At 72.1% G+C, this 19,187-nt stretch carries 20 protein-coding genes and 1 tRNA gene; 13 read left to right on the plus strand and 8 right to left on the minus strand.

What is annotated here, in order from left to right; genetic code table 11:
* Positions 1-165: 165 nt before the first annotated feature.
* Positions 166-1,233: a type II glyceraldehyde-3-phosphate dehydrogenase gene (locus tag ACFQMF_RS13630; RefSeq protein ID WP_256408337.1), complete on the plus strand. Its 1,068-nt coding sequence runs from the start codon at positions 166-168 to the stop codon at positions 1,231-1,233.
* A 28-nt stretch (positions 1,234-1,261) separates the two neighbouring features.
* On the opposite strand, the gene ACFQMF_RS13635 is transcribed toward ACFQMF_RS13630, so the two are convergent.
* From ACFQMF_RS13635 to ACFQMF_RS13645, 3 genes are all read right to left on the minus strand, one after another.
* Positions 1,262-1,438 (minus strand): hypothetical protein, encoded by a 177-nt coding sequence (locus ACFQMF_RS13635; RefSeq protein ID WP_256408338.1) that lies wholly within the window; start codon positions 1,436-1,438, stop codon positions 1,262-1,264.
* 132 nt (positions 1,439-1,570) lie between these two features.
* Positions 1,571-1,870 carry a hypothetical protein gene (locus tag ACFQMF_RS13640; RefSeq protein WP_256408339.1) on the minus strand — a complete coding sequence of 100 codons (300 nt, stop codon included), beginning with the start codon at positions 1,868-1,870 and terminating at the stop codon, positions 1,571-1,573.
* Positions 1,871-1,992: 122 nt separating this feature from the next.
* Entirely contained in the window at positions 1,993-3,000 is a 1,008-nt protein-coding gene (locus ACFQMF_RS13645; protein WP_256408340.1) for a hypothetical protein, read from the minus strand.
* A 147-nt stretch (positions 3,001-3,147) separates the two neighbouring features.
* Between ACFQMF_RS13645 and ACFQMF_RS13650 the strand changes: the two genes are divergently transcribed.
* Entirely contained in the window at positions 3,148-3,510 is a 363-nt protein-coding gene (locus ACFQMF_RS13650) for a DUF5518 domain-containing protein (protein WP_256408341.1), read from the plus strand.
* Between the two features lie 455 nt (positions 3,511-3,965).
* Here the strand turns inward: ACFQMF_RS13650 and ACFQMF_RS13655 are convergent, their stop codons facing one another.
* Both ACFQMF_RS13655 and ACFQMF_RS13660 read right to left on the minus strand, forming a co-directional pair.
* Complete coding sequence (locus ACFQMF_RS13655; protein WP_256408342.1) at positions 3,966-4,439, minus strand: redoxin domain-containing protein; 474 nt, start codon at positions 4,437-4,439, stop codon at positions 3,966-3,968.
* Positions 4,440-4,544: 105 nt separating this feature from the next.
* Positions 4,545-5,048, minus strand: coding sequence for a DUF367 family protein (locus ACFQMF_RS13660; RefSeq protein ID WP_256408343.1), 504 nt, complete (start codon positions 5,046-5,048; stop codon positions 4,545-4,547).
* Between the two features lie 520 nt (positions 5,049-5,568).
* Between ACFQMF_RS13660 and ACFQMF_RS13665 the strand changes: the two genes are divergently transcribed.
* The 3 genes from ACFQMF_RS13665 (at position 5,569) to ACFQMF_RS13675 (ending at position 9,152) form a co-directional block, all read left to right on the plus strand.
* On the plus strand, positions 5,569-6,324 hold the full coding sequence (locus ACFQMF_RS13665) for a coenzyme F420-0:L-glutamate ligase (protein WP_256408344.1): 756 nt from the start codon (positions 5,569-5,571) through the stop codon (positions 6,322-6,324).
* Positions 6,325-6,326: 2 nt separating this feature from the next.
* The gene (locus tag ACFQMF_RS13670) at positions 6,327-7,310 is read left to right on the plus strand and encodes a 5,10-methylenetetrahydromethanopterin reductase (RefSeq protein ID WP_256408345.1); all 984 of its coding nucleotides are present in this window, start codon (positions 6,327-6,329) and stop codon (positions 7,308-7,310) included.
* Positions 7,311-7,469: 159 nt separating this feature from the next.
* Positions 7,470-9,152, plus strand: a complete 1,683-nt coding sequence (locus ACFQMF_RS13675) for a methyl-accepting chemotaxis protein (RefSeq protein WP_256408424.1) — start codon at positions 7,470-7,472, stop codon at positions 9,150-9,152.
* A gap of 14 nt (positions 9,153-9,166) precedes the next feature.
* Here the strand turns inward: ACFQMF_RS13675 and ACFQMF_RS13680 are convergent, their stop codons facing one another.
* Complete coding sequence (locus ACFQMF_RS13680; RefSeq protein WP_256408346.1) at positions 9,167-9,409, minus strand: hypothetical protein; 243 nt, start codon at positions 9,407-9,409, stop codon at positions 9,167-9,169.
* A 184-nt stretch (positions 9,410-9,593) separates the two neighbouring features.
* On the opposite strand from ACFQMF_RS13680, the gene ACFQMF_RS13685 reads away from it, so the two are divergent.
* The 7 genes from ACFQMF_RS13685 to ACFQMF_RS13715 all read left to right on the plus strand — a co-directional run bounded on the left by ACFQMF_RS13685 (position 9,594) and on the right by ACFQMF_RS13715 (position 17,138).
* Entirely contained in the window at positions 9,594-11,465 is a 1,872-nt protein-coding gene (locus ACFQMF_RS13685) for a site-2 protease family protein (protein WP_256408347.1), read from the plus strand.
* A 67-nt stretch (positions 11,466-11,532) separates the two neighbouring features.
* Positions 11,533-12,090, plus strand: coding sequence for a GNAT family N-acetyltransferase (locus tag ACFQMF_RS13690; protein ID WP_256408348.1), 558 nt, complete (start codon positions 11,533-11,535; stop codon positions 12,088-12,090).
* Positions 12,091-12,161: 71 nt separating this feature from the next.
* Positions 12,162-12,587 (plus strand): universal stress protein, encoded by a 426-nt coding sequence (locus ACFQMF_RS13695; RefSeq protein WP_256408349.1) that lies wholly within the window; start codon positions 12,162-12,164, stop codon positions 12,585-12,587.
* Between the two features lie 107 nt (positions 12,588-12,694).
* Positions 12,695-13,567: a sulfurtransferase gene (locus ACFQMF_RS13700; protein ID WP_256408350.1), complete on the plus strand. Its 873-nt coding sequence runs from the start codon at positions 12,695-12,697 to the stop codon at positions 13,565-13,567.
* A 132-nt stretch (positions 13,568-13,699) separates the two neighbouring features.
* Complete coding sequence (locus ACFQMF_RS13705) at positions 13,700-15,415, plus strand: FAD-binding domain-containing protein (RefSeq protein ID WP_321169211.1); 1,716 nt, start codon at positions 13,700-13,702, stop codon at positions 15,413-15,415.
* A gap of 49 nt (positions 15,416-15,464) precedes the next feature.
* Complete coding sequence (locus ACFQMF_RS13710; protein WP_256408352.1) at positions 15,465-15,698, plus strand: YgaP family membrane protein; 234 nt, start codon at positions 15,465-15,467, stop codon at positions 15,696-15,698.
* Between the two features lie 201 nt (positions 15,699-15,899).
* Positions 15,900-17,138, plus strand: coding sequence for an FAD-dependent oxidoreductase (locus ACFQMF_RS13715; protein ID WP_256408353.1), 1,239 nt, complete (start codon positions 15,900-15,902; stop codon positions 17,136-17,138).
* 38 nt (positions 17,139-17,176) lie between these two features.
* On the opposite strand, the gene ACFQMF_RS13720 is transcribed toward ACFQMF_RS13715, so the two are convergent.
* On the minus strand, positions 17,177-17,761 hold the full coding sequence (locus ACFQMF_RS13720; RefSeq protein WP_256408354.1) for an NAD(P)/FAD-dependent oxidoreductase: 585 nt from the start codon (positions 17,759-17,761) through the stop codon (positions 17,177-17,179).
* 113 nt (positions 17,762-17,874) lie between these two features.
* Positions 17,875-18,834: a hypothetical protein gene (locus tag ACFQMF_RS13725; RefSeq protein ID WP_256408355.1), complete on the minus strand. Its 960-nt coding sequence runs from the start codon at positions 18,832-18,834 to the stop codon at positions 17,875-17,877.
* Between the two features lie 151 nt (positions 18,835-18,985).
* Between ACFQMF_RS13725 and ACFQMF_RS13730 the strand changes: the two genes are divergently transcribed.
* Positions 18,986-19,059: transfer RNA gene (locus ACFQMF_RS13730), tRNA-Tyr, on the plus strand.
* The last annotated feature ends 128 nt before the right edge of the window (positions 19,060-19,187 follow it).

Here is a 19,187-nt window from a genome sequence, read left to right on the forward strand (position 1 = left end):
GTGCTCGCGGGCGTTAGACCTTCGGATCCGCCTTCATTTACTCTCTTTCGAAACTCAGTTACGGCTTTGCGTCACCCGAATTTACCGACGCGTTACTCACGCCGTAGTTAATTTCTCTCAAAAATACTCGAAAACATTATCCCATTACGGAATCCAGTGAACGACATGATACGCGTGGGCGTCAACGGGTACGGCACGATCGGGAAGCGGGTCGCGGACGCGGTCGCGGCCCAGCCCGACATGGAGCTCGTCGGCGTGACCAAGACGAGCCCGAACTACGGCGCCGAGGGCGCGGTCCGACGCGGCTACGACCTCTACGCCGCGATCGACGACCGGGTCGACGAGTTCGAGGCCGCCGGCCTCGGCGTGGCGGGAACCCTCGCCGACCTGCTCGACGCCGTCGACGTCGTCGTCGACTGCTGCCCCTCCGGCGTCGGCGAGCGCAACCGGCCGACGTACGAGGCCCACGACGTGCCCGCGATCTACCAGGGCGGCGAGGACGCGGACATCGCCGACGCCTCGTTCAACGCCCGCGGGAGCTACGAAGCTGCCCGGGGCGCCGGCTCGCTCCGCGTCGTCTCGTGTAACACCACCGGGCTCTCCCGGCTCCTCGCGCCCCTGGACGAGACGTACGGCGTCGAGAAGGCGCGCGTGACGCTCGTCCGCCGCGGCGGCGACCCAAGCGAGACCGACCGCGGACCCATCAACGACGTCGTGCCCGACCCGACGACGGTCCCGTCACACCACGGCCCCGACGTGAACGAGATCCTCCCGGACGTCGACGTCGACACGGCCGCGCTGCGCGCCCCCGTCACGGCGATGCACACCCACAGCGTCAACGTCACCCTCGACGAGGAGCCGAGCACCGAGGCGGTCAGGGACCTCCTCGGCGGCGAGAGCCGAGTGTTCCTGATCCCCGAGGGCGCCGGGATCGACGGCGCCGGCGCGCTGAAGGACTACGCCGCCGACGTCGGGCGCCCGCGCGGCGACCTCTGGGAGAACTGCGTCTGGGAGGAGTCGATAAGCGTCGAGGGGCGGGACCTCTACCTGTTCCAGAACGTCCACCAGGAGGCCGACGTCGTCCCGGAGAACGTCGACGCGATCCGGGCGCTGGCGACAGACGCGTCCCGCGCCGAGTCGGTGGCGCGGACCGACGAGTCGCTGGGGGTCGGCCTCGACAGCCTGCTCTCCGACGGCGGCGCCGCGCGGAGCCCGCTCGCGGCCGACGACTGACGCTTCTCCGCAGATCCGAGACCCGTCCTCACTCCGACGGTCGCGTCACCAGGAACGTCCGCCCGCCGCGGCGCTCCAGGGCCACCTCGCTCCCGCGCACTCGGTTCACGCGAACGCGGTCGGCGATCCGGTCGGTTCGACAGTCGGTGACGTCTCTCCGCGTCGGGGTCGCGTACTGCGGTCGGTCGGGAGTGATCGCGCTCATACGTCGCACTCCGGCCGGAACGCCCCTATAACCGAGCCATCCCCGGAGTGAAACTGAAAGTGGAAGCGTCGACGGCGAACGCCGCCGATTTCGTTCCCGACTCCGGTCCCACCCCCGCCCCGCGCTCCCGGCTTACCGGCGGAGCCCCGCCTCCTCGTCGTCCTCGACGAACCGGACGGTGAAGTAGTCGTACCCGCCGTAGGCGGCTTCGAGCGCGCCGAGCCACCAGTTCCAGCGCTCGACGAGCGAGGAGCCGTCCGGGGCGTCGTCGAGGTGGTCGACCACGCCGGGGACGGTGAGCGCGTGCCCCCGGTCCTCGGAGGGCCGGCCGGAGTCCGCGAGGTCGCAGGCCGCCCGGGCGACCGCCCGCCGCTCGGCCTCGGTGCCGCCGAACGCCTCCGCCAGCGCGTTCTCCAGACGTGTTCTGTCCATGCGCGACGCTACGGCCGCCGACTATATGAGTCGCGTGGTAGGGGGTGGCACGTCCGGTGTCGACGACGGTCGGGATCCCGCCCGCGACCGGAGCCGAGGGCTGACCGTGAGCCTCGCGGGAATCACAGTCGGGCCGCGAGCGCGAGGAAGAGGAGACTGAACGGCGCCGTCAGGAGCGTCAAGAGCAGTCCGGCCGCGGCCTCGCCGGCGGCGAGGGACATCGAGAGACCGACGACGAGCGAGGCGGATCCCACGACCGCGAGGGTGACGCGCTCGGGGACGCTGGCCCGGTCCGGCCCGTCGCTGCGCGCCAGCGCCTCGTCGAGCGCCCGCTCGACGCGGTCGGCGAGTCCGGTCGGGACGAACAGCCACGGCGTCGACCGGTACCAGGCGTTCCCGCGGTACGCGATCAGGAACACGGTCGTCCACGGGAGGTCGATCCGGCGCGTCCGGACGGCGGACCCGAGGTCGTCGGTACGGCTGCGGTCCCGGCCCCGATGCGTCCGCTCCACGGTCAGCTCCGTCGGGTCCAGCCGCACGTCGGTCCCCTGCGTCCGCGAGAGCGCCGGAAGCACCGCGAACAGGGAGACGACGAGCGGGGCCAGCCCCGGGGCGGCCCACGCCCCCGGTCCGAGCGCCGTCGCCCCGACCGCGAGCGCGGCGCCCGTCCCGAGGAGCGTCCACCCGAGCCGGAAGTGAGAGGGATCGAACGAGCCTCCGCCGAGCGGCGACAGGAGCTCTCGCCGGCGCTCCGGAGACGCGCGATCGTACGCGATCAGCAGGTAGAACAGCGACGCCGGGCCGCCGACGAACAGGAGCACGACGAGCGCCGACGCCTCCGTCGGTATCCCCCCGCCGGCCGGGAGCGAGAGGGCGAACGCGACGGCGACGCCGAGCGCCAGCAGGAGGGCGGCGCCGACCGCGACGAGCGTCGCCCCGAGGGCCAGCGACCGCAGGCGCTCGAATCGGATCGGTCCCCACTCGACCGGGGCCGCGTCCCGAGCGAAATCCGAGGGCGCGTCCGGATCGGTGCCGGGGACCGTTTCCGGGCCGTCGCCGCGAGCGGTGCCGGGCTCCCGGTCCGCCGACCGCCCCGTCTCGTCGACGGGCGTACTGGGCTCGGAGGGCATACCCGGGCGTTGGGGCGATGCGAAGTTAAACTCCGGCCGTCGGAGCGGTCGACCGACGGGATCGGCCGTCTCGGTCGTCACGTCGGGACATCGGCGCACCGACAGAAACGGCGGCGAGTACTTCCCTCGGGACCGACTACCGGGGGTATGACACAATGGCGCGCCGTCGGCTACGGGTTCGTCGTGATGCTGATCGCCGGGCTGCTCGCGACGTCCGCTCCGGTCGTCGGGCACGTCGGCGCGGGGCTGATCGGGGGGTTCGTCGCCGGCTACGTCGCGGGCGGCGGCCTCCTCTCGGGGGCGTGGCACGGCCTGCTCGCCGGGTCGATAAGCGGGGTCGCCGTCACCCTCCTGCTGGCCGCGTTCGGCGGGCTCCTCGGGCTCGCCGGCGGTCCCGTCGGGAGCCTGCTCGGCGGCGCGGGGGTGCTGGTCGTCGGCCTGTTCGTGACGGTCCTGTTCGCGGTCGACTCGGCGCTCGCGGGCGCGATCGGCGGCGTGCTCGGGGAGTGAGTCGTTTTTCGATCCGGTATAGATTGAGCGATGAGTGTGACCAGTTGTTGGCGCGCGCCTCCGAGCGCCCTGATAAGGGCGCGAGGAGCGCCGCGCGAGGGACGCGGCGAGCGACGCGGGCGACCGGAGGGAGCCCCGAGCGAGCCGCGAGGTTGGGGAGGTGCGAGGCTGCGATGCTGTGCGGGGCGGGGCGGGAATCAAAGGGGCAGCCGACGAGGCGGGCGCAGGCGTTCACGAGAGCTCCGCTCTCGTGAGCCAATCAGAACGCGAAGCGTTCTGATGACGACACAAGGACCACAGGAGGGAGCGAAGCGACCGACCGAGGACCGCAGCGAGCGTGCGCCCGCCTCGTCGGCTGGGGCTTTTGAGGCGTTCACCCTCGATCTACCGTCAGCCGTTTATAAATGATCGAATGAAAAGGTGACCGAATCCGCTACTCCTCGCTCAGATCCGTCCTACGCGCTCTCGGCCGCGTCGAGGACGGCGTCGTAGTCGGGCTCGTTGGTCGGGTCGTCGGCGACCCAGTCGTAGACGACCTCGCCGTCCTCGTCGAGCACGAAGACGGCGCGGTTGGCGATCCCGTGGAGCCCCAGCTCGGCGATGTCGATCTCCAGGTCGTACGCCCGGATTGCGTCGCCGGCCATGTCGCTCACGAGGTCGAACTCGATCCCGTGCTCCTCGCGGAACGCGCCCTGGGAGAACGGCGAGTCGGCGCTGATCCCGAAGATCGTCGCGCCGGCCGCCTCGAAGGCGTCGGCGTGCTCCTGGAACGCGATCATCTCGTTCGTACACGGCGGCGTGAACGCGCCCGGGAAGAAGGCGAGCACCACCGGGCCGTCGCCGAGGTGGTCGCCGAGCTCGAACGGTTCGTGGTCGCTCGTGCCGATCGTCGCGGAGATGTCGGGTGCGGTGTCACCAGTGGATACCATCGACTCACAGTAGGGGGGATTCGTGCAAAAGGCTTGCCGCACCCCCGTTCGGATCCGGTATCCGCCGCGACCGCGAGGCGCTCGGGCGGGGCGTCTGCGCCGCGGCTACTCCCGGTCGAGGTACTCCCGCTGAATCGCGACGATTTCGGCGGAGTCCTCGCAGTTCGCGTACCGCCGGAGCGGCTCCTCGTTGAGGTCGAGGAACGTCTCGCCCCACGTGAACTTCGCCATGATCCGCTCCGCGTGATCCGGCTCGCCCAGGATGCGAAGCGCGGCCGCGAACGCCTCCACGGTTGTGAGCCGCATCGGCCGACCGAAGTTCACGGGGTTGCCGGCGACCAGGTACGGGAGCGCGCGGTGTTTGCCCGGGAGGCCGAACATCTTCTCGCCGGCCGACTCCCATGAGCAGTCGAGCGCGACGAGCGCGTTCTCGCGGGCGAGGTCGCCGTCCGCGGGCGAGAGCGCCCGCTCGGCGTGGGGATTCAGCACGACGCCGTTGGGGGTCGCGCGGTCCGAGCGGTGCAGCTCCGCGAGGTCGAACCGCGCGAGCTTCCGGGCCGTGCACTTGTCGGGGTCGTCGTCGCCCTCGTACCGGACGTGCAGGTCCACACGTACGAGGTCGTCTGAGTCGTTTATAAGATGTGCGGAGCGGCCGGATATTGACTATTGTATATCGCTTCTCGCCGATCACCGGTGAACACCTCCAAAGCCCCAGCCACTCGGCTGTGCGCGACTAATACTTGACATTGGGTGAACACCTCCAAAGCCCCAGCCGGGAGGCGGGCGCACGCTCGCTGCGCTCCTCACTCGGTCGCTGACGCTCCCTCGTTGCGGTGCTTGCGTCGCCTGCGCCCGCCTCCCGGCTGCCCCTTTGAGTCCCACCCGACCGCACGGCGACCGCACCTCACGCCTCCCCAGCCTCGCCGCTCACGCCCTGCGGGCGTTCGCGGCGTCCCTCGCACGCGCTCCTCGCGCCCTGCGGGCGCTCGGAGGCGCGCGCCACCGCGGTTCAGTTTATAAGCGATCGGCGCCGTCCCGGTAGCGAATTCCCCGTTTCACCGTGAGCCCGATACCGTCAAACCGACCCGGTACCGGCGGGGTTTTTCCTCGTCGCCGCCCACCCGTTCGTATGGAGCTGTTCGCCGTCCCGGGCCTCCCGGAGATCCGGGAGGGAGACGACCTCGCGGCCATGATCGACGAGCGCGTCGACCTCCGCGAGGACGACGTCGTCGTCGTCGCCAGCACGGTCGTCTCCAAGGCCGAGGGGCGGACGTTCGACCTCTCCGACTTCCCGGCCGGACCGCGCGCGAACGAGGTCGCAGACCGCCTCGCGGCGATCGCCGGCGAGGAGCGGGACCCGCGCTTCGCGCAGGCCGTCATCGAGGAGTCGACGGAGCTGATCATGGAGGCGCCGTTCCTCCTGACGGCGACGCGCTTCGGTCACATCGGCGTCAACGCCGGGATCGACCGGTCGAACGTCCCCGACGGCGACCTGCTGCTGCTCCCGGAGCGCCCCTCCGAGAGCGCGGAGCGGATCCGCGAGGGGATCGCGGCCGACCGCGTGGTCGTCAGCGACACCTGCGGGCGCCCGTTCCGTCACGGCCAGCGCGGCGTCGCGATCGGCTGGGCCGGCCTGCCGGCGGCCCGCGACTGGCGCGGCGAGCGCGACCGCGACGGCCGGGAGATGGGCGTCACCGTCCAGAACGTGATCGACGAGCTCGCGTCGGCCGCGAACCTCGTCGCCGGCGAGGGCGCGGGCGGCACCCCGGTCGTCGTCGTCCGCGACTGGGCGTTCGGCGACCACGAGGGGTCGGACAGCCACTTCCGCGAGGTCGAGGGCGACTTCGTCCGGCAGGCCCTCCGCCAGTGGACATTCGACGGATAACCATGCTCGGTATCGAACTCACCCCCGAACACGACTTGCACCGCCTCGTCGACCTCGGCGTCCGCGCCGAGGCGGCCGGCTACGACGCCGTCTACTCGACGTGTCACTACAACAACCGCGACCCGTGGGCGTTCCTCTCGCAGCTCGCGACCGCCACGGACTCGGTCCGGGTCGGCCCGGGCGTCGCCAACCCCTACGAGACCCACCCCGTGACGCTCGCCTCGAAGGTCGCCACCCTCGACGAGCTCTCCGAGGGCCGGGCCGTCTTCGGGCTCGGCCCCGGCGACCCCTCCACGCTCGCGAACCTCGGGCTCGAAGACGAGCGCGGGCTGCGGCCCGTCTTGGAGGCGTTCAAGACGGCCCAGAGGCTGTGGGCCGGCGAGCGCGTCGACCGCGACGGGACCTTCGACGCCAGCGAGGCGGGGCTCAACTACGAGCCCCCGCAGGGGGCCGCGATCCCGGTCCACGTCGGCGGCGAGGGGCCGCACATGTGCCGGATGGCCGCGAAACACGCCGACGGCCTGCTGTACAACGGCTCGCACCCGAAGGACCTCGCGTGGGCCCGCGACCAGGTCGACGACGGCCTCGGCGACCGCCCCGACGAGCGGGGCGAGTTCGACCTCATCGCGTACGCCGCCGTCTCGATCGACGAGGACGAGTCGGCGGCCCGCGAGGCCGCCCGCCCGCCCGTCGCGTTCATCGCCGCGGGCGCGGCGCCCCCGGTGCTGAAGCGCCACGGGATCGACCCGGACGCGGCGAGCGAGATCGGCGAGCGCGTCTCGGCCGGCGAGTTCTCCGCGGCCTTCGAGCTCGTGACTCCCGAGATGGTCGACGCGTTCTGCATGGCCGGCTCGCCGGCGACCGTCCGCGAGCGCGCGGCCGCCGTCGCCGAGCACGCCGACGGGCTCGTGGTCGGGTCGCCGCTCGGCCCGGACTTGGAGGACGCCGTCGACCTCGCGGCCGAGGCCGTCGACGGGGTCTTTTAAAATCACCGCGGCGATCTCGCGGTCTGGGAATCGGGAATCGCCCGTGAGAACTCGGACCGGAGGTTCATAACCCGGTCCCGCCGAGTCCGGAGCATGTCGATCGATCGAGGACGACGCCCGGGAGTCCGCGGGCGGTACGAGGATCTCCTCTGGGGCACGATGGACCGCCTCGGCGTCTCCGAGTCGATAGAGCGGAAGGTCGTGACGGCCGTCGGGATACAGTTCCTCGTCACCGTCGGGATCTTCCTCGCGCCGTTCCTCCTCTCGGGAGCGCTCGCGTCCGCCGTCTCCGGGGCGCTGTTCCTCGCGGCGATCGTCGCGATCTACAACACCCTGCTCATCGTGCGCCGGGACTTCGTCGCGCCGCTCACGCGGCTGGAGGCCGGGGCCGACGCGATCGCCGCCGGGGACGTCGGCGGGGCCGGCAGCGGGGCGACCGCCGAGACGGCGACGCCGGGCGCCGACCAGTCGGACGAGATCGGCGGCCTCGTGGACTCGTTCGTCGAGGTCGAACGCTACCTCGACACCGTCTCGGCGCAGGCCGAGGCGCTCGCGGCGCGGGAGTTCGACGATCCGGTCCTCGACGAGGAGGTCCCGGGAGGCTTCGGCGACGCCCTGGACGAGATGGCCGCGAACATGGCCGCGTACACGACGGAGCTGGAGTCGGTCGTCAACGCGTTCGGGAACGCGGCCGAGCGCGCGCAGGACGGCGACCTCACGGCGACGATAGACGCCGAGTCGCTCGCCGCGGACGACGACCGGTACGACGAGCTCGTCGGGAACTACAACCGGCTCGTCGCCACGCTCGGCGAAACGGTCGGCGAGCTCCGCTCGTTCACGGGCGACGTCGCGGCGGCGAGCGACGACGTGCGCGCGAGCATGGACGAGGTCGACGACGCGAGCGAGGCGGTGGCGCGGTCCGTCCAGGAGATCTCGGACGGCGCGGCCGAGCAGCGGAGCGACCTGGAAGCGGTCTCCGCGGAGATGAACACGCTCTCGGCGACCGTCGAGGAGATCGCGGCCTCCGCGGACGACGCGGCGACGACCGCCCGGAGCGCCGCGGACCGCGGGCAGGCCGGCCGCGAGGAGAGCGCCGAGGCGATCGCGGAGCTCGAGGCGCTCGAATCGCGGATCGGGGAGACGGCGACCGCCGTCGAGGACTTCGTCGACCGGATCGGCGAGATCGACGAGATCGCGGCCGTGATCGACGGGATCGCGGAGGAGACGAACCTGCTCGCGCTGAACGCCTCGATCGAGGCCGCCCGTGCCGACGGCTCCGGCGACGGGTTCGCCGTCGTCGCCGACGAGGTGAAGTCCCTCGCCGAGGAGACCCGGGCGGAGGCGGCGGCGATCTCGGAGCGCATCGACGAGGTGCAGGAGGCGTCCGCCGACGTGGCCGCCGACGTCGGCGCGATGGAGTCGCAGGTGTCGGAGAGCGTCGGCGCCGTCGAGTCCACCCTCCGCGAGTTCGAGGAGGTCGTCGAGGACGTGACCGCGGTCGACGAGACGGTTCGGGAGATCAGCGAGGCGACCGACGATCAGGCCCGGACGACCCAGGAGGTCGTCGACATGGTCGAGGACGTCGCCGACGTGAGCGGCCGGACCGCGAGCGAGGCCGAGACCGCGGCCGCGGCGGCGGAGGAGCAGACCGCGAGCGTCTCCGAGGTGACCGACAGGGCGCACGCGCTCGCGGACCGCTCCGACGAGCTGCTCGCGCGGCTCGACGAGTTCGAGGTGCCGGCGGACGACGGCGAGCTATCGGCGGACGACGGCCGTTCGCCCTCGCCCGCCGTCGAGCCGGGAGCGCGCCTCCGGACGCGGACGAGCTCGACGGACGACTGAGCCCCGGCGGCGGGTTACTGATCCGACCGACCGCGACCGCCGAGCGACGGCAGCGTCACGCCGATCTCCTGCAGCAGCGCGCCGACCGCGGCGTAGCCGAGCACCGACACGGAGGCGACGATCAGGACCTGTCCGACGACGATCAGCAGCGCCGAGAGCGGGTCGCCAGCGCCGAGGATGAGGTCGTTCAGGAAGATGTCGACGAAGCGGCCGACGTCGCCGACGACCCGCGAGACGAAGTCGATGAGCGCGAACATGTGACGGGGTTGATCGGCCGGGTACTTGGGTGTTGAGTTCCCGGCCGTCCCTCTCGCGTCGCGTCCGCGGGCCGCCCGGAGGGGTCGCGACGGGTTCCGCGGCCCGTCGCCGGCGTCGCCGCTCGTCCGCGAGCGGTTCCGGTAACCGAACGCCTTACACCCGACGGACACGGACGTGCCGGTAATGAACGCGCTGACGGACCTGTTCGCCGAGAACACGCTTCTGTGGGTCCTCACCGGTGTCCTCGCCTACTCCGCGGTCGCGCTGTGGCTCCGAAACCGCGGGATACTCCCGGAGTCGGTCCGCGTCTCGGGTCCGATACTCACCCTCCGCACGCTCCGCGGCCGCGAGTTCCTCGATCGGCTCGCGGCCCCGCGGCGGTTCTGGCGCGGCCTCGCGAACCTCGGGCTCGGCGGGGCCCTCGTCGCGATGGTCGGATCGTTCTTCCTCATCCTCTCGTCCGCCGCTTCGGCGCTGAACACCGCCCAGCCCTCCGCGATCCAGCAGCCGCAGAACTTCCTCATCATCCCCGGCGTCAACGACTTCCTCCCGCTGTCGGTCGCGCCCGAGATCGTCGCCGGGCTCGCGGTCGCGATGGTCGTCCACGAGGGGGCACACGGCCTGCTCTGCCGCGTCGAGGGGATCGACATCGAGTCGATGGGGCTCGTCTTCTTCGCGGTCCTGCCCGTCGGCGCCTTCGTCGAGCCGGACGAGGAGGCGACGCGGGCGGCCTCGCGCGGCGCCCGAGCGAGGATGTTCGCGGCCGGCGTCACCGCCAACACGCTGCTCACGGTGCTCGTGTTCGCGCTGCTGTTCGGCCCCGTCGTCGGCGCCATCTCGCCGGCCCCCGGCTACGCCGTCGGCGAGGTGAACCCCGACTCGCCGGCCGACGCGGCCGGGCTCTCGGCGGGCGACCGGATCGTCGAGGTCGGCGGCGCGCCGGTCGACACGGCCGCCGAGTTCGAGGCCGCGATCGCGGACGCGGGCGACGCGGTGACGGTCACGGCCGCCGACGGCGACGGGGAGCGCGAGGTCACGGTCGACCGGCGGCTGCAGGCCGTCGGCTCCGCCGGCGGCAACCCGCTCGGCGTGACGGTCACCGAGGCGCCGCTGACGGTCGCGTCGGTGAACGGCGATCGGGTGGCGACCGAGCGCGGCTTCTACGACGCCGTCGGCGACGCGGAGCGCGCGACGGTGTCGGTGCGCCGCGCCGGCGCGGGCGGCGGGGACGCGAACGCGACGACCGCGGAGATCCCGATCGGCGCCTACGCGCTCGGCGTGCAGGCGGACGGCCCGCTCGACGACGCGGGCGCGGAACCGGGCGAGCCGCTGACCATCGTCTCCATCGACGGGGAGCGGACCCGCGACGCAGAGGACCTCTCGGCGGTGCTCGGCGATCGCGACCCCGGCGCGACCGTCGAGGTGATCGCGTACGACGGCGGCGACGAGCGGCGGGCGTACGACGTCGAGCTGGCCCCGCATCCGAACCGCGACGGCGGGTTCGTCGGCGTCACGGTGTTCCCCGGCTCCAGCGGGCTCGCGCTCGACGACTTCGGCGTCTCGCAGTACCCCGCCGGCGCCTACCTCGAACTGCTCGGCGGCGACGGCGGCGAGACCGGGGCCGACGGGGTCGCGATCGGCGGGCTGACGGACTCCCCGCTCGGGCTCGTGTTCGTCTCGCTGATCCTCCCGCTCGGCAGCCTGTTCGGGCTCCCGTTCAACTTCGCGGGGTTCACCGGCGACGTGACCAACTTCTTCGTCGTCGACGGGGCGCTCGGCGCGCTCGGCGGCGGGGTGTTCCTGCTCGCGAACCTCCTCTTCTGGACCGGGTGGATCAACATCCAGCTGGCGCTGTTCAACTGCCTCCCGGCGTTCCCGCTCGACGGCGGACGGATCCTCCGGATGGTCGCCGAGGCGGTGATCAGCCGGGTCCCGCTCTCCGACCGGCACGCCGCCGTCCGGACGATCACCGTCTCGTCCGGGCTCGTCATGCTCGCCGGGCTGATCGCGATGATCTTCGGGAACCAGATCCTCATGGCGCTCGGGCTGATCTGAGCGAGATGAGTCGTCCCCCCACCGCCGAGAACCGCGGCGCCGATCGCCCGGAGCGCGGGGGAGAGCGATGACGGTCCGCGTTCGACCGTACGACCCCGCGACCGACGCCGAGGGGCTCTACAGCTGCAAGCTCGCCTTCGAGCGCGGGCTCGGCGAGACCACCGGCGGCGACGCGAAGGCGACCGCCTACGAGGCGAAGCTCACCGACGGCTACCGCGAGCGGTGGCTCGCGTGGGTCGACCGGTGCGTCGCGGACGACGAGCGGTGCGTGACGGTCGCGGTCGACGGTGGCGGCGGGAGCGAGGGCGGCGGCGGAGACGACGACGAGAACGGCGACGACGGCGGCGAGCTCGTCGGCTACGTCTTCGTCCTCCCCGAGCGGCTCGCGATGGTCTGGGACGCGGCCGTGATCAACGAGCTCTACGTCGCCCCCGACTACCGCGGCACGGGCGTCGCCGACGACCTCCTGGCCGCCGCCGTCGACCTCGCGGGCGACCAGTCGCTCCCGCTGGACCGGATCGTGCTCGACGTCGACCCCGCGAACGAGCGCGCCCGGGCCTTTTACGACCGTCACGGCTTCGCGCCGTGGGGCGAGCTGGTCGCGCGACCGGTCGACCGCGACTGAGACCGACCCGGAACCGCAGGCCGTGAGAACGCCGGACAGGAGTTATATGCGAGCCGGCGCGACCGTCGCGTATGAGCTATCTCGTGGCCACCGACGGATCGGCGGAGAGCGACGAGGCCGTGCGGTACGCGGCGCGGCAGGCGGTCGCGTTCTACGAGACGCTCGAGATCGCCCACGTGCTGACGCCGGACTCGGAGCTCGTCGACGGGACGATCGTCCTCCCCGGCGAGGAGGCCGCGGTCGACGCCGGCCAGAGCGTCCTCGCCAGCGCCCGGACGATCGCCGAGGAGGCGGTCGGGGACGAGTCGATCGACGTGGAGACGCAGCTGCTCACCGGACGGCCGGCCGACGCGATCGCTGACTACGCGGCCGACGCCGACGTCGACGCGATCTACGTCGGTCACCGCGGGCTGAGCGAGGAGCGCGAGCAGGTGGTCGGCAGCGTCGCGAAGAGCGTCGTCGACAAGGCCGACGTGCCCGTGACGGTGATCCGGTAGGGTGACGTGCCCGAGCGGAGGTCGAACTCGGCGGGGCGCGTCAGAGACGCTGGCAAGCACCTCCGTTACCCGGTCTTCAAAAGTGGTTGGACGCGTAAGATGAAGTGATGTCTGAAGACGTACTCGTCACGGCGGACTGGGTCGAAGAGCGACTCGACGCGTTCCAGGACGACGACTCCGATCACCGGCTCGTCGAGATCAACAACCCGACCGTCACCGACGAGTCGGAGTACACGCCCTACGAGGAGGGCCACATCCCGGGCGCGCTGAACTTCGAGTGGGACGAGGTGTTCACCGACGAGACGGAGCGCGACATCGTCTCGAAGGAGGACTTCGCGGCCCGGAACGGCGAGGGCGGCATCGACGCCGACACGACGGTCGTCGTGTACGGCGGCGGCCGCGTCCCGAACTGGTTCGCGCTGTTCGGCTACTGGATCTACAAGTACTACGGTCACGAGGACGTCCGCGTGATCGACGGCGGGAAGGGGTACTGGGTCGAGAACGACTACCCGCTCTCCACCGAGGAGCCCGACTTCACCCCGCGCGAGTACGAGGCCCGCGGCCCCTTCGAGAGCGTCCGCGCCTACAAGGACGACATCGACAAGGCGATCGAGGAGGGGATCCCGATGGTCGACGTGCGCTCGCCCGAGGAGTTCTCCGGCGAGGTCATCGCGCCCGAGGGGCTCAACGAGACGGCCCAGCGCGGCGGTCACATCCCCGGCGCGAGCAACGTCCCGATCGGGACCACCCTGAACGAGGACGGCACGTTCAAGAGCGCGGACGAGCTCCGCGAGCTGTACGAGGAGGCCGGCGTCGACGGCGACGAGTCGACGATCACCTACTGCCGCGTCGGCGAGCGCTCGTCGATCGAGTGGTTCCTCCTGCACGAGCTGCTCGGCTACGACGACGTCCGCAACTACGACGGCTCGTGGACCGAGTGGGGCAACCTCGTCGGCGCGCCGATCGAGACCGGCGAGTAGGCGACGCTCGGGCGCTGACTGTCCCGCCGCTATTTTCGAACCGCTCCGATCGACGGCGATCCGTCTGACCGCCGCCGCGCCGGGACCGTCGCCGACAGGCCCATGTCCCGAGAGCCCGAAGCGACGGTGAGTATGGACGCGGGCGCGGACGACGACTCGACGGCCCTCCCGACGGTCCCGGACCGGGACGCGATCCGGTCGCTCGCTGGGTCGCCGGCCGAGGCCGGGACCGTCGTCTGGCACCGCGAGGACCTGCGGATCGCGGATAACCCCGCGCTCGCGGCGGCGGCTGACTCGGCGGCCGCGAAGGCGGGAACCGACCCGACCGTCCTCCCCCTGTTCGTCTTCGATCCGGCCTTCTACGGCGACCGCGGGACGGCCTGCGACGCCCGGATCGCGTTCCTCCACGACTGCCTTCGCGACCTCGACCGGCAGTATCGCGACGTGGGCGCACCGGGCCTGACGTACGCCCACGGCGACCCGATCGAGGTGCTCGCCCGCTTCGCCGACGCCGGGTGGGACATCGTCGCGACGCGGAGCGTGACCGGCCGGTACGGGCTCCGCCGCGACGAGCGCGCGGCCGAGGAGGTCGGCGTTCGATTCGTCGACGGGGACGGGCTTGTCCGGGACGCCGACCGCCCGCGCCGGGAGTGGAAGGCGGCGATCGAGTCGTGGCTGGCCGCGGACCCGTTCGACTGGGACCCCCGACGCGTCGCGGTCGAGCGGATCGCGGCGGATCCCGGGTCGGACGCGAACGTGGACCGAGGTCGCGGCGGCGCGTTCGCCCCGACGCCCGAGTCGGTCGCGGCCGCCTACGACGTGACCCCCGAGAAGTCGATGATCCCGGAGGGCGGCCGGGCGGCGGGGCGCGACCGGCTGGAGTCGTTCGTCGCGCGGATCGGCGACTACCCCGGGAACGTCTCCTCGCCGGTCGACGCCCGCGAGGGGACGAGCGGCCTCTCGCCGTACCTCCGGTTCGGCTGCCTCTCGCTCCGGGAGGTGCACCGGTACGTGACCGAGCACGCGCCGGACGGTCGCGGCAGGTCGATGTTCGTCTCCCGCCTGTTCTGGAACCGTCACTACCGGCAGAAGCTGGTCGACTGGCCGGGGTGGCTCGACCGCGCCGTCAACCCCGTCTACGAGGGGTTCAACCGCGACCGCCACGACCCGGAGCTCGTCGCGGCGTGGAAGGCGGGCGAGACGGGGTTCCCGATGGTCGACGCGAGCATGCGCTGTCTCCGCGAGACCGGCTGGCTCAACTTCCGGATGCGGGCGCTCTGCGCGAGCGTCTACTTCCACGTCCTCCAGCAGCCGTGGCGGATCGGCGCAGACCACTTCTACGAGCACCTGATCGACGCCGACGCCGCGATCAACTACACGCAGTGGCAGTCGCAGTGCGGGCTCGTGGGGCGGCCGGGGCTCCGCCTCTACAACCCGCGCAAGCAGGTCCGCGACCAGGATCCCGACGGCGAGTTCGTCACGCGGTGGGTCCCCGAGCTGGGACCGCTCCCGACCGAGCACCTCGACCGCCCCGAGCGCACCCCGCTCGCGGTCCAGGCGGAGTGCGGCGTCGAGATCGGCGAGGAGTACCCGTACCCCGTCGTCGACTTCGAGGCGGCTCGGGAGGCGTTCGAGCGGCGGTACTACGACGCCCACCCCGCGGCCGCGGCGCGGCTGGCCGACGAGCCGATCGCCCGCCGCGCCTCGCTCTCGGGCGGGTTCGACGCCGCGCGAGCGATCGCGGAGGAACACGGCACCGCCGCGCCCGAAGCGACCGACGGCTCGCGCGACCGCGAGGGTGACCGCGGTCGTCAGACCGACCTGTCCGCGTTCGAGGCAGACCGCTAGCCGCCGCCGACGGCAAAGTTATTTACGGTCGTGCGTAGTATTGTGTATTATGAACCAGAACGTCGGCTCGACGGATAGACGCGTCAGAACGGCCCTCGGTGCGGTGCTCGGGGGCCTCTCGTTCGCGACCCTCGGCGGAGCCGCCCCGCTCCCGGCGCTCGCCGCGCCCGTCTTCGGCGTCGCGTCGCTGCTCATGCTCGGGACCGCCGCGACCGGGACGTGCGCGCTCTACTCCCTGTTCGGCGTCGACACGTGCCCGGCGTCAGCGGGCGGGTCCCGGTAGGCCCCCTTCCGGATCGGTTACCGCCGCGAAGCGGACCGAGACGACCGTTCTCGACGGGTTTCGAGACCGCCGCCGACGGTAGCCTCAAGTGTGGCTGGTCGTAACGTCTCACATGAGACCCCGACGCAGACCCGTCGTCGATGCGGCCGTGCCCGACGGACACCCAGTCGACCGGACTCCCGCCGACCGAGGTGACCGCGCGTGACCGACGATCCGACCGTCCTCGTGATCGGCGGCGGCGCGACCGGGGCCGGCGTCGCCCGCGACCTCGCGCTCCGCGGGGTCGACGTCACCCTCGTCGACCGCGGCGGGCTCGCGGGCGGCACGTCCGGGCGCTCGCACGGCCTGCTCCACAGCGGCGCCCGCTACGCCGAGGACGACCCTCGGGGCGCCGAGGAGTGCCTCCGCGAGAACCGCACGCTCCGGGAGATCGCCGGCGCGTGCGTCCGCGAGACGGGCGGCCTGTTCGTCCGGCTCGCCGGCGACGACCCCGAGTACTTCGAGGAGAAGATCGCCGCCTGCGAGGAGATCGGTATCGAGACCGAGCGGCTCGACGGCGACGAGGCGCGGGCGGTCGTTCCCGGGCTCTCCGAAGATGTCGTCGAGGCGTTCCGGGTGCCCGACGGCGTGATCTACCCCTCTCGGCTGGTCGCCGCGAACGCCGCCGACGCGGAGCGACACGGTGCCGACGTCCATCCGCACGCGCCGGTGGACGGGATCGAGGTCGACGGTGAGGGAGGCGGCGGCGCGGTCCGCGTCCGCGTCGGCGGCGACGTCGACGCGACCCTCGAACCGGACCACGTCGTCAACGCGACGGGCGCGTGGGCCGACCGGATCGCCGACATGGCCGGCGTCGAGGTGGGGATGGCGCCCAGCCGCGGCGTGATGGTCTCCGTCGAGTACGACGGGCTCGACCCGGTGTTGAACCGGTGTCGCGACCCCGACGACGGCGACATCGTCGTCCCCCACGAGGGGGAGGCCGTGCTCGGCACGACGAGCGTTCCGGTCGACGACCCGGACGACTACGAGACCGCCGACTGGGAGGTGGAGCGGTCGGTCGAGGAGTGCGCGGCGATGCTCCCCGCGGTCGCCGACGCGCCGGAAGTGAGGCGGTGGTGGGGCGTCCGCCCCCTCTACGCGCCCGACGAGGCGGGGGCGAACCGGCGCGGCATCTCGCGCGGCTTCACCGTGATCGACCACGCCGACGAGGGCGTCTCGGGCCTCCACACCGTGGTCGGCGGAAAGCTGACGACCTACCGGGAGATGGCCGAGGTCACGACCGATCGCGTCTGCGAGCGGTTGGGGGTCGACGCCGCCTGCGAGACCGCGACGGAGCGGCTCCCCGGCGCCGACGATCCGGACCGGCTCGACGAGTTCGTCGAGCGGTACGGCGGCGCGAACCCGACCGACGCCGGCGTCGTGAACGCCGCCGGCGACTGAGGGACTGGAGGAAGGAATACCGCGACCGCGGGCGAGCGCTACTCGTCGTCGATCAGGTCGCCGAACACCGAGGTTGCGGTGTCGGGGACGTCGAAGTCGTGGTAGTGCTCGCCCTTCTCCTTCGAGAGGACGTTGAGTGCCGCGGCGGCGCCGTCGCCGGCCGAGATGACCGCCTGCCACTCCTCGGCGCGGACCATCGCGCCCGTCGCGTAGGCGTCGTCGACGCTGGTCTCCATCGAGACGCCGACATCGACGAGGTCGCCGTCGAACGCGCAGCCGAGCGACTCGGCGAGGTCGCGGCTCGCGCCCGTCGCGAGGACGAGGTAGTCGGCCTCGTACTCGCCCTCGCCGGTCGTCACCGCGAACCCGTCGCCCGACTCGGCGACGTCGGTCACTTCCTCGCCCTGCTTCCGGTCGACGCCGAAGTCGTCGGCCTGCTGTCGGAGGGTCGCGAGGAACTCGCTGCCGCCGACCGAGCCGATCCCGGGGTAGTTGAACAGGTGCGCCTTGTGCATCCAGGTCTTGTCGGTGTCGAACAGGACCGCGTCGAGCCCGTTCTTGCCGGCGAACAGTCCCGCGCTGAGTCCGGCCGGTCCGCCGCCGACGATAGCTACGTCTGCCATGGTCGACGTTCCGGCCGCGACCTGATAAGGGTTGGCGGAAGCGGCGACCGAGGCGCGGTAGCTCCCGCTCGCCGCGGCCGGCACGGCGGGGCTCCCGTCGAGTTCGCCGACGGCTACGAGGAGAAGTCGGACAGCGACCCGCGCGGATCGGCGTCGCCGTCGGGTTCGTCGTCCTCGTCGCGCTCGCCGTTCTCGTCGCGCCCGCCGTCCTCATCGCGCCCGCCGTCCTCGCCGATCCGGTCGCTCTCGTTTCCGCCCGCCTCGCCCCGATCGCCCTCGTCTTCTCCTTCCTCGCCGCCGCCGATCGTCTCGGGCTCGCGCCACGGGTCCTCCGGGTCGACGGGCTCGACGGCGCGGTCGAGCTCGGCGGCGGAGTAGTCGCGCTCGTCGTCGAGCAGCATCGCGAGGCGCTGCCACCGGGCGCTGTGCTCGCCCTCGCCCTCCGGGCCGACGCGGGCGCCGCGGGTCTTGAAGAAGCGCGTGCCGCGCCCCAGCTTCGACCCCTCGCCGGTGTGGCCGTCGAAGATCGGGTCGAACTCGCCGCCGGGTTCGAGGTCACCGACGGGGAAGTCGTGAGCCGGTTCCTCGCCGCGCTCGCGGGCCTCGGCGCGCAGGTCGGCGACGGCCCGGAAGTACTCGTCGGCGTTGGGGGCCTCGCGGGTCGACCGCGCGCGGGCGGCCGCCAGCGCGGCGTGGATCGCGCAGAGGCGGCCCTTCCACTCGGCGGGCTCCCAGCGCTCGGTCGCGAGCTCCTCGTAGCGCTCGATCGTCAGCGCGACGTCGCTGCCGGCGCGGAGGTCCTCGACGACGTACAGCGTCAGGCGGTCCCAGAGGTTCCACGCGTAGCCGGAGCGCGCCAGCTCCCAGGCCGCCCACGCGGCGACCTCCTCGTCGGAGCGGCGCACGGCCTTCTGGAGGAGGCTGGAGACGGCGTAGCGGCTGTACCCCCCGTCGGTCTCGTTCGGCTCCTTGGGCTCGCCGAAGTCGTTCTCGCCGGTCGCGTCCGGCGTCGTGTCGGTCTCCAGACTCCCGTCCGACCCGAACGTCGCCTGTCGGTCGTCGCCGTCGGCCATACCTCCGCTCCCGCCGCGAGCGACTTAAAAACCGCGCGGCGGGCGGAGACCGAAGGGGCCGGTCGCGGGCCCGAGGCCCGCGCGGTACGGCGGATCACACCTGCGCTGAAAGGGAACTCTTAAGTCGAATCCGGCGGCTAGAATACGGTAACCGCCCTTAGCTCAGCCTGGTAGAGCAGTCGACTGTAGATCGACTTGTCCCCCGTTCAATTCGGGGAGGGCGGACTGAATCTCAGCACCCGTGAGCGACAGCGAACGGTCGCTGTCCGTGAGGGACGACCGACCCGAATTGGGCACGGAAGTCGCAGCATGCGAACGGGGTGAGCATGACCGTCTTCCGGGGTTCAATTCGG

Source organism: Halorubrum rutilum, assembly GCF_042665015.1.
GTDB lineage: Archaea > Halobacteriota > Halobacteria > Halobacteriales > Haloferacaceae > Halorubrum > Halorubrum rutilum.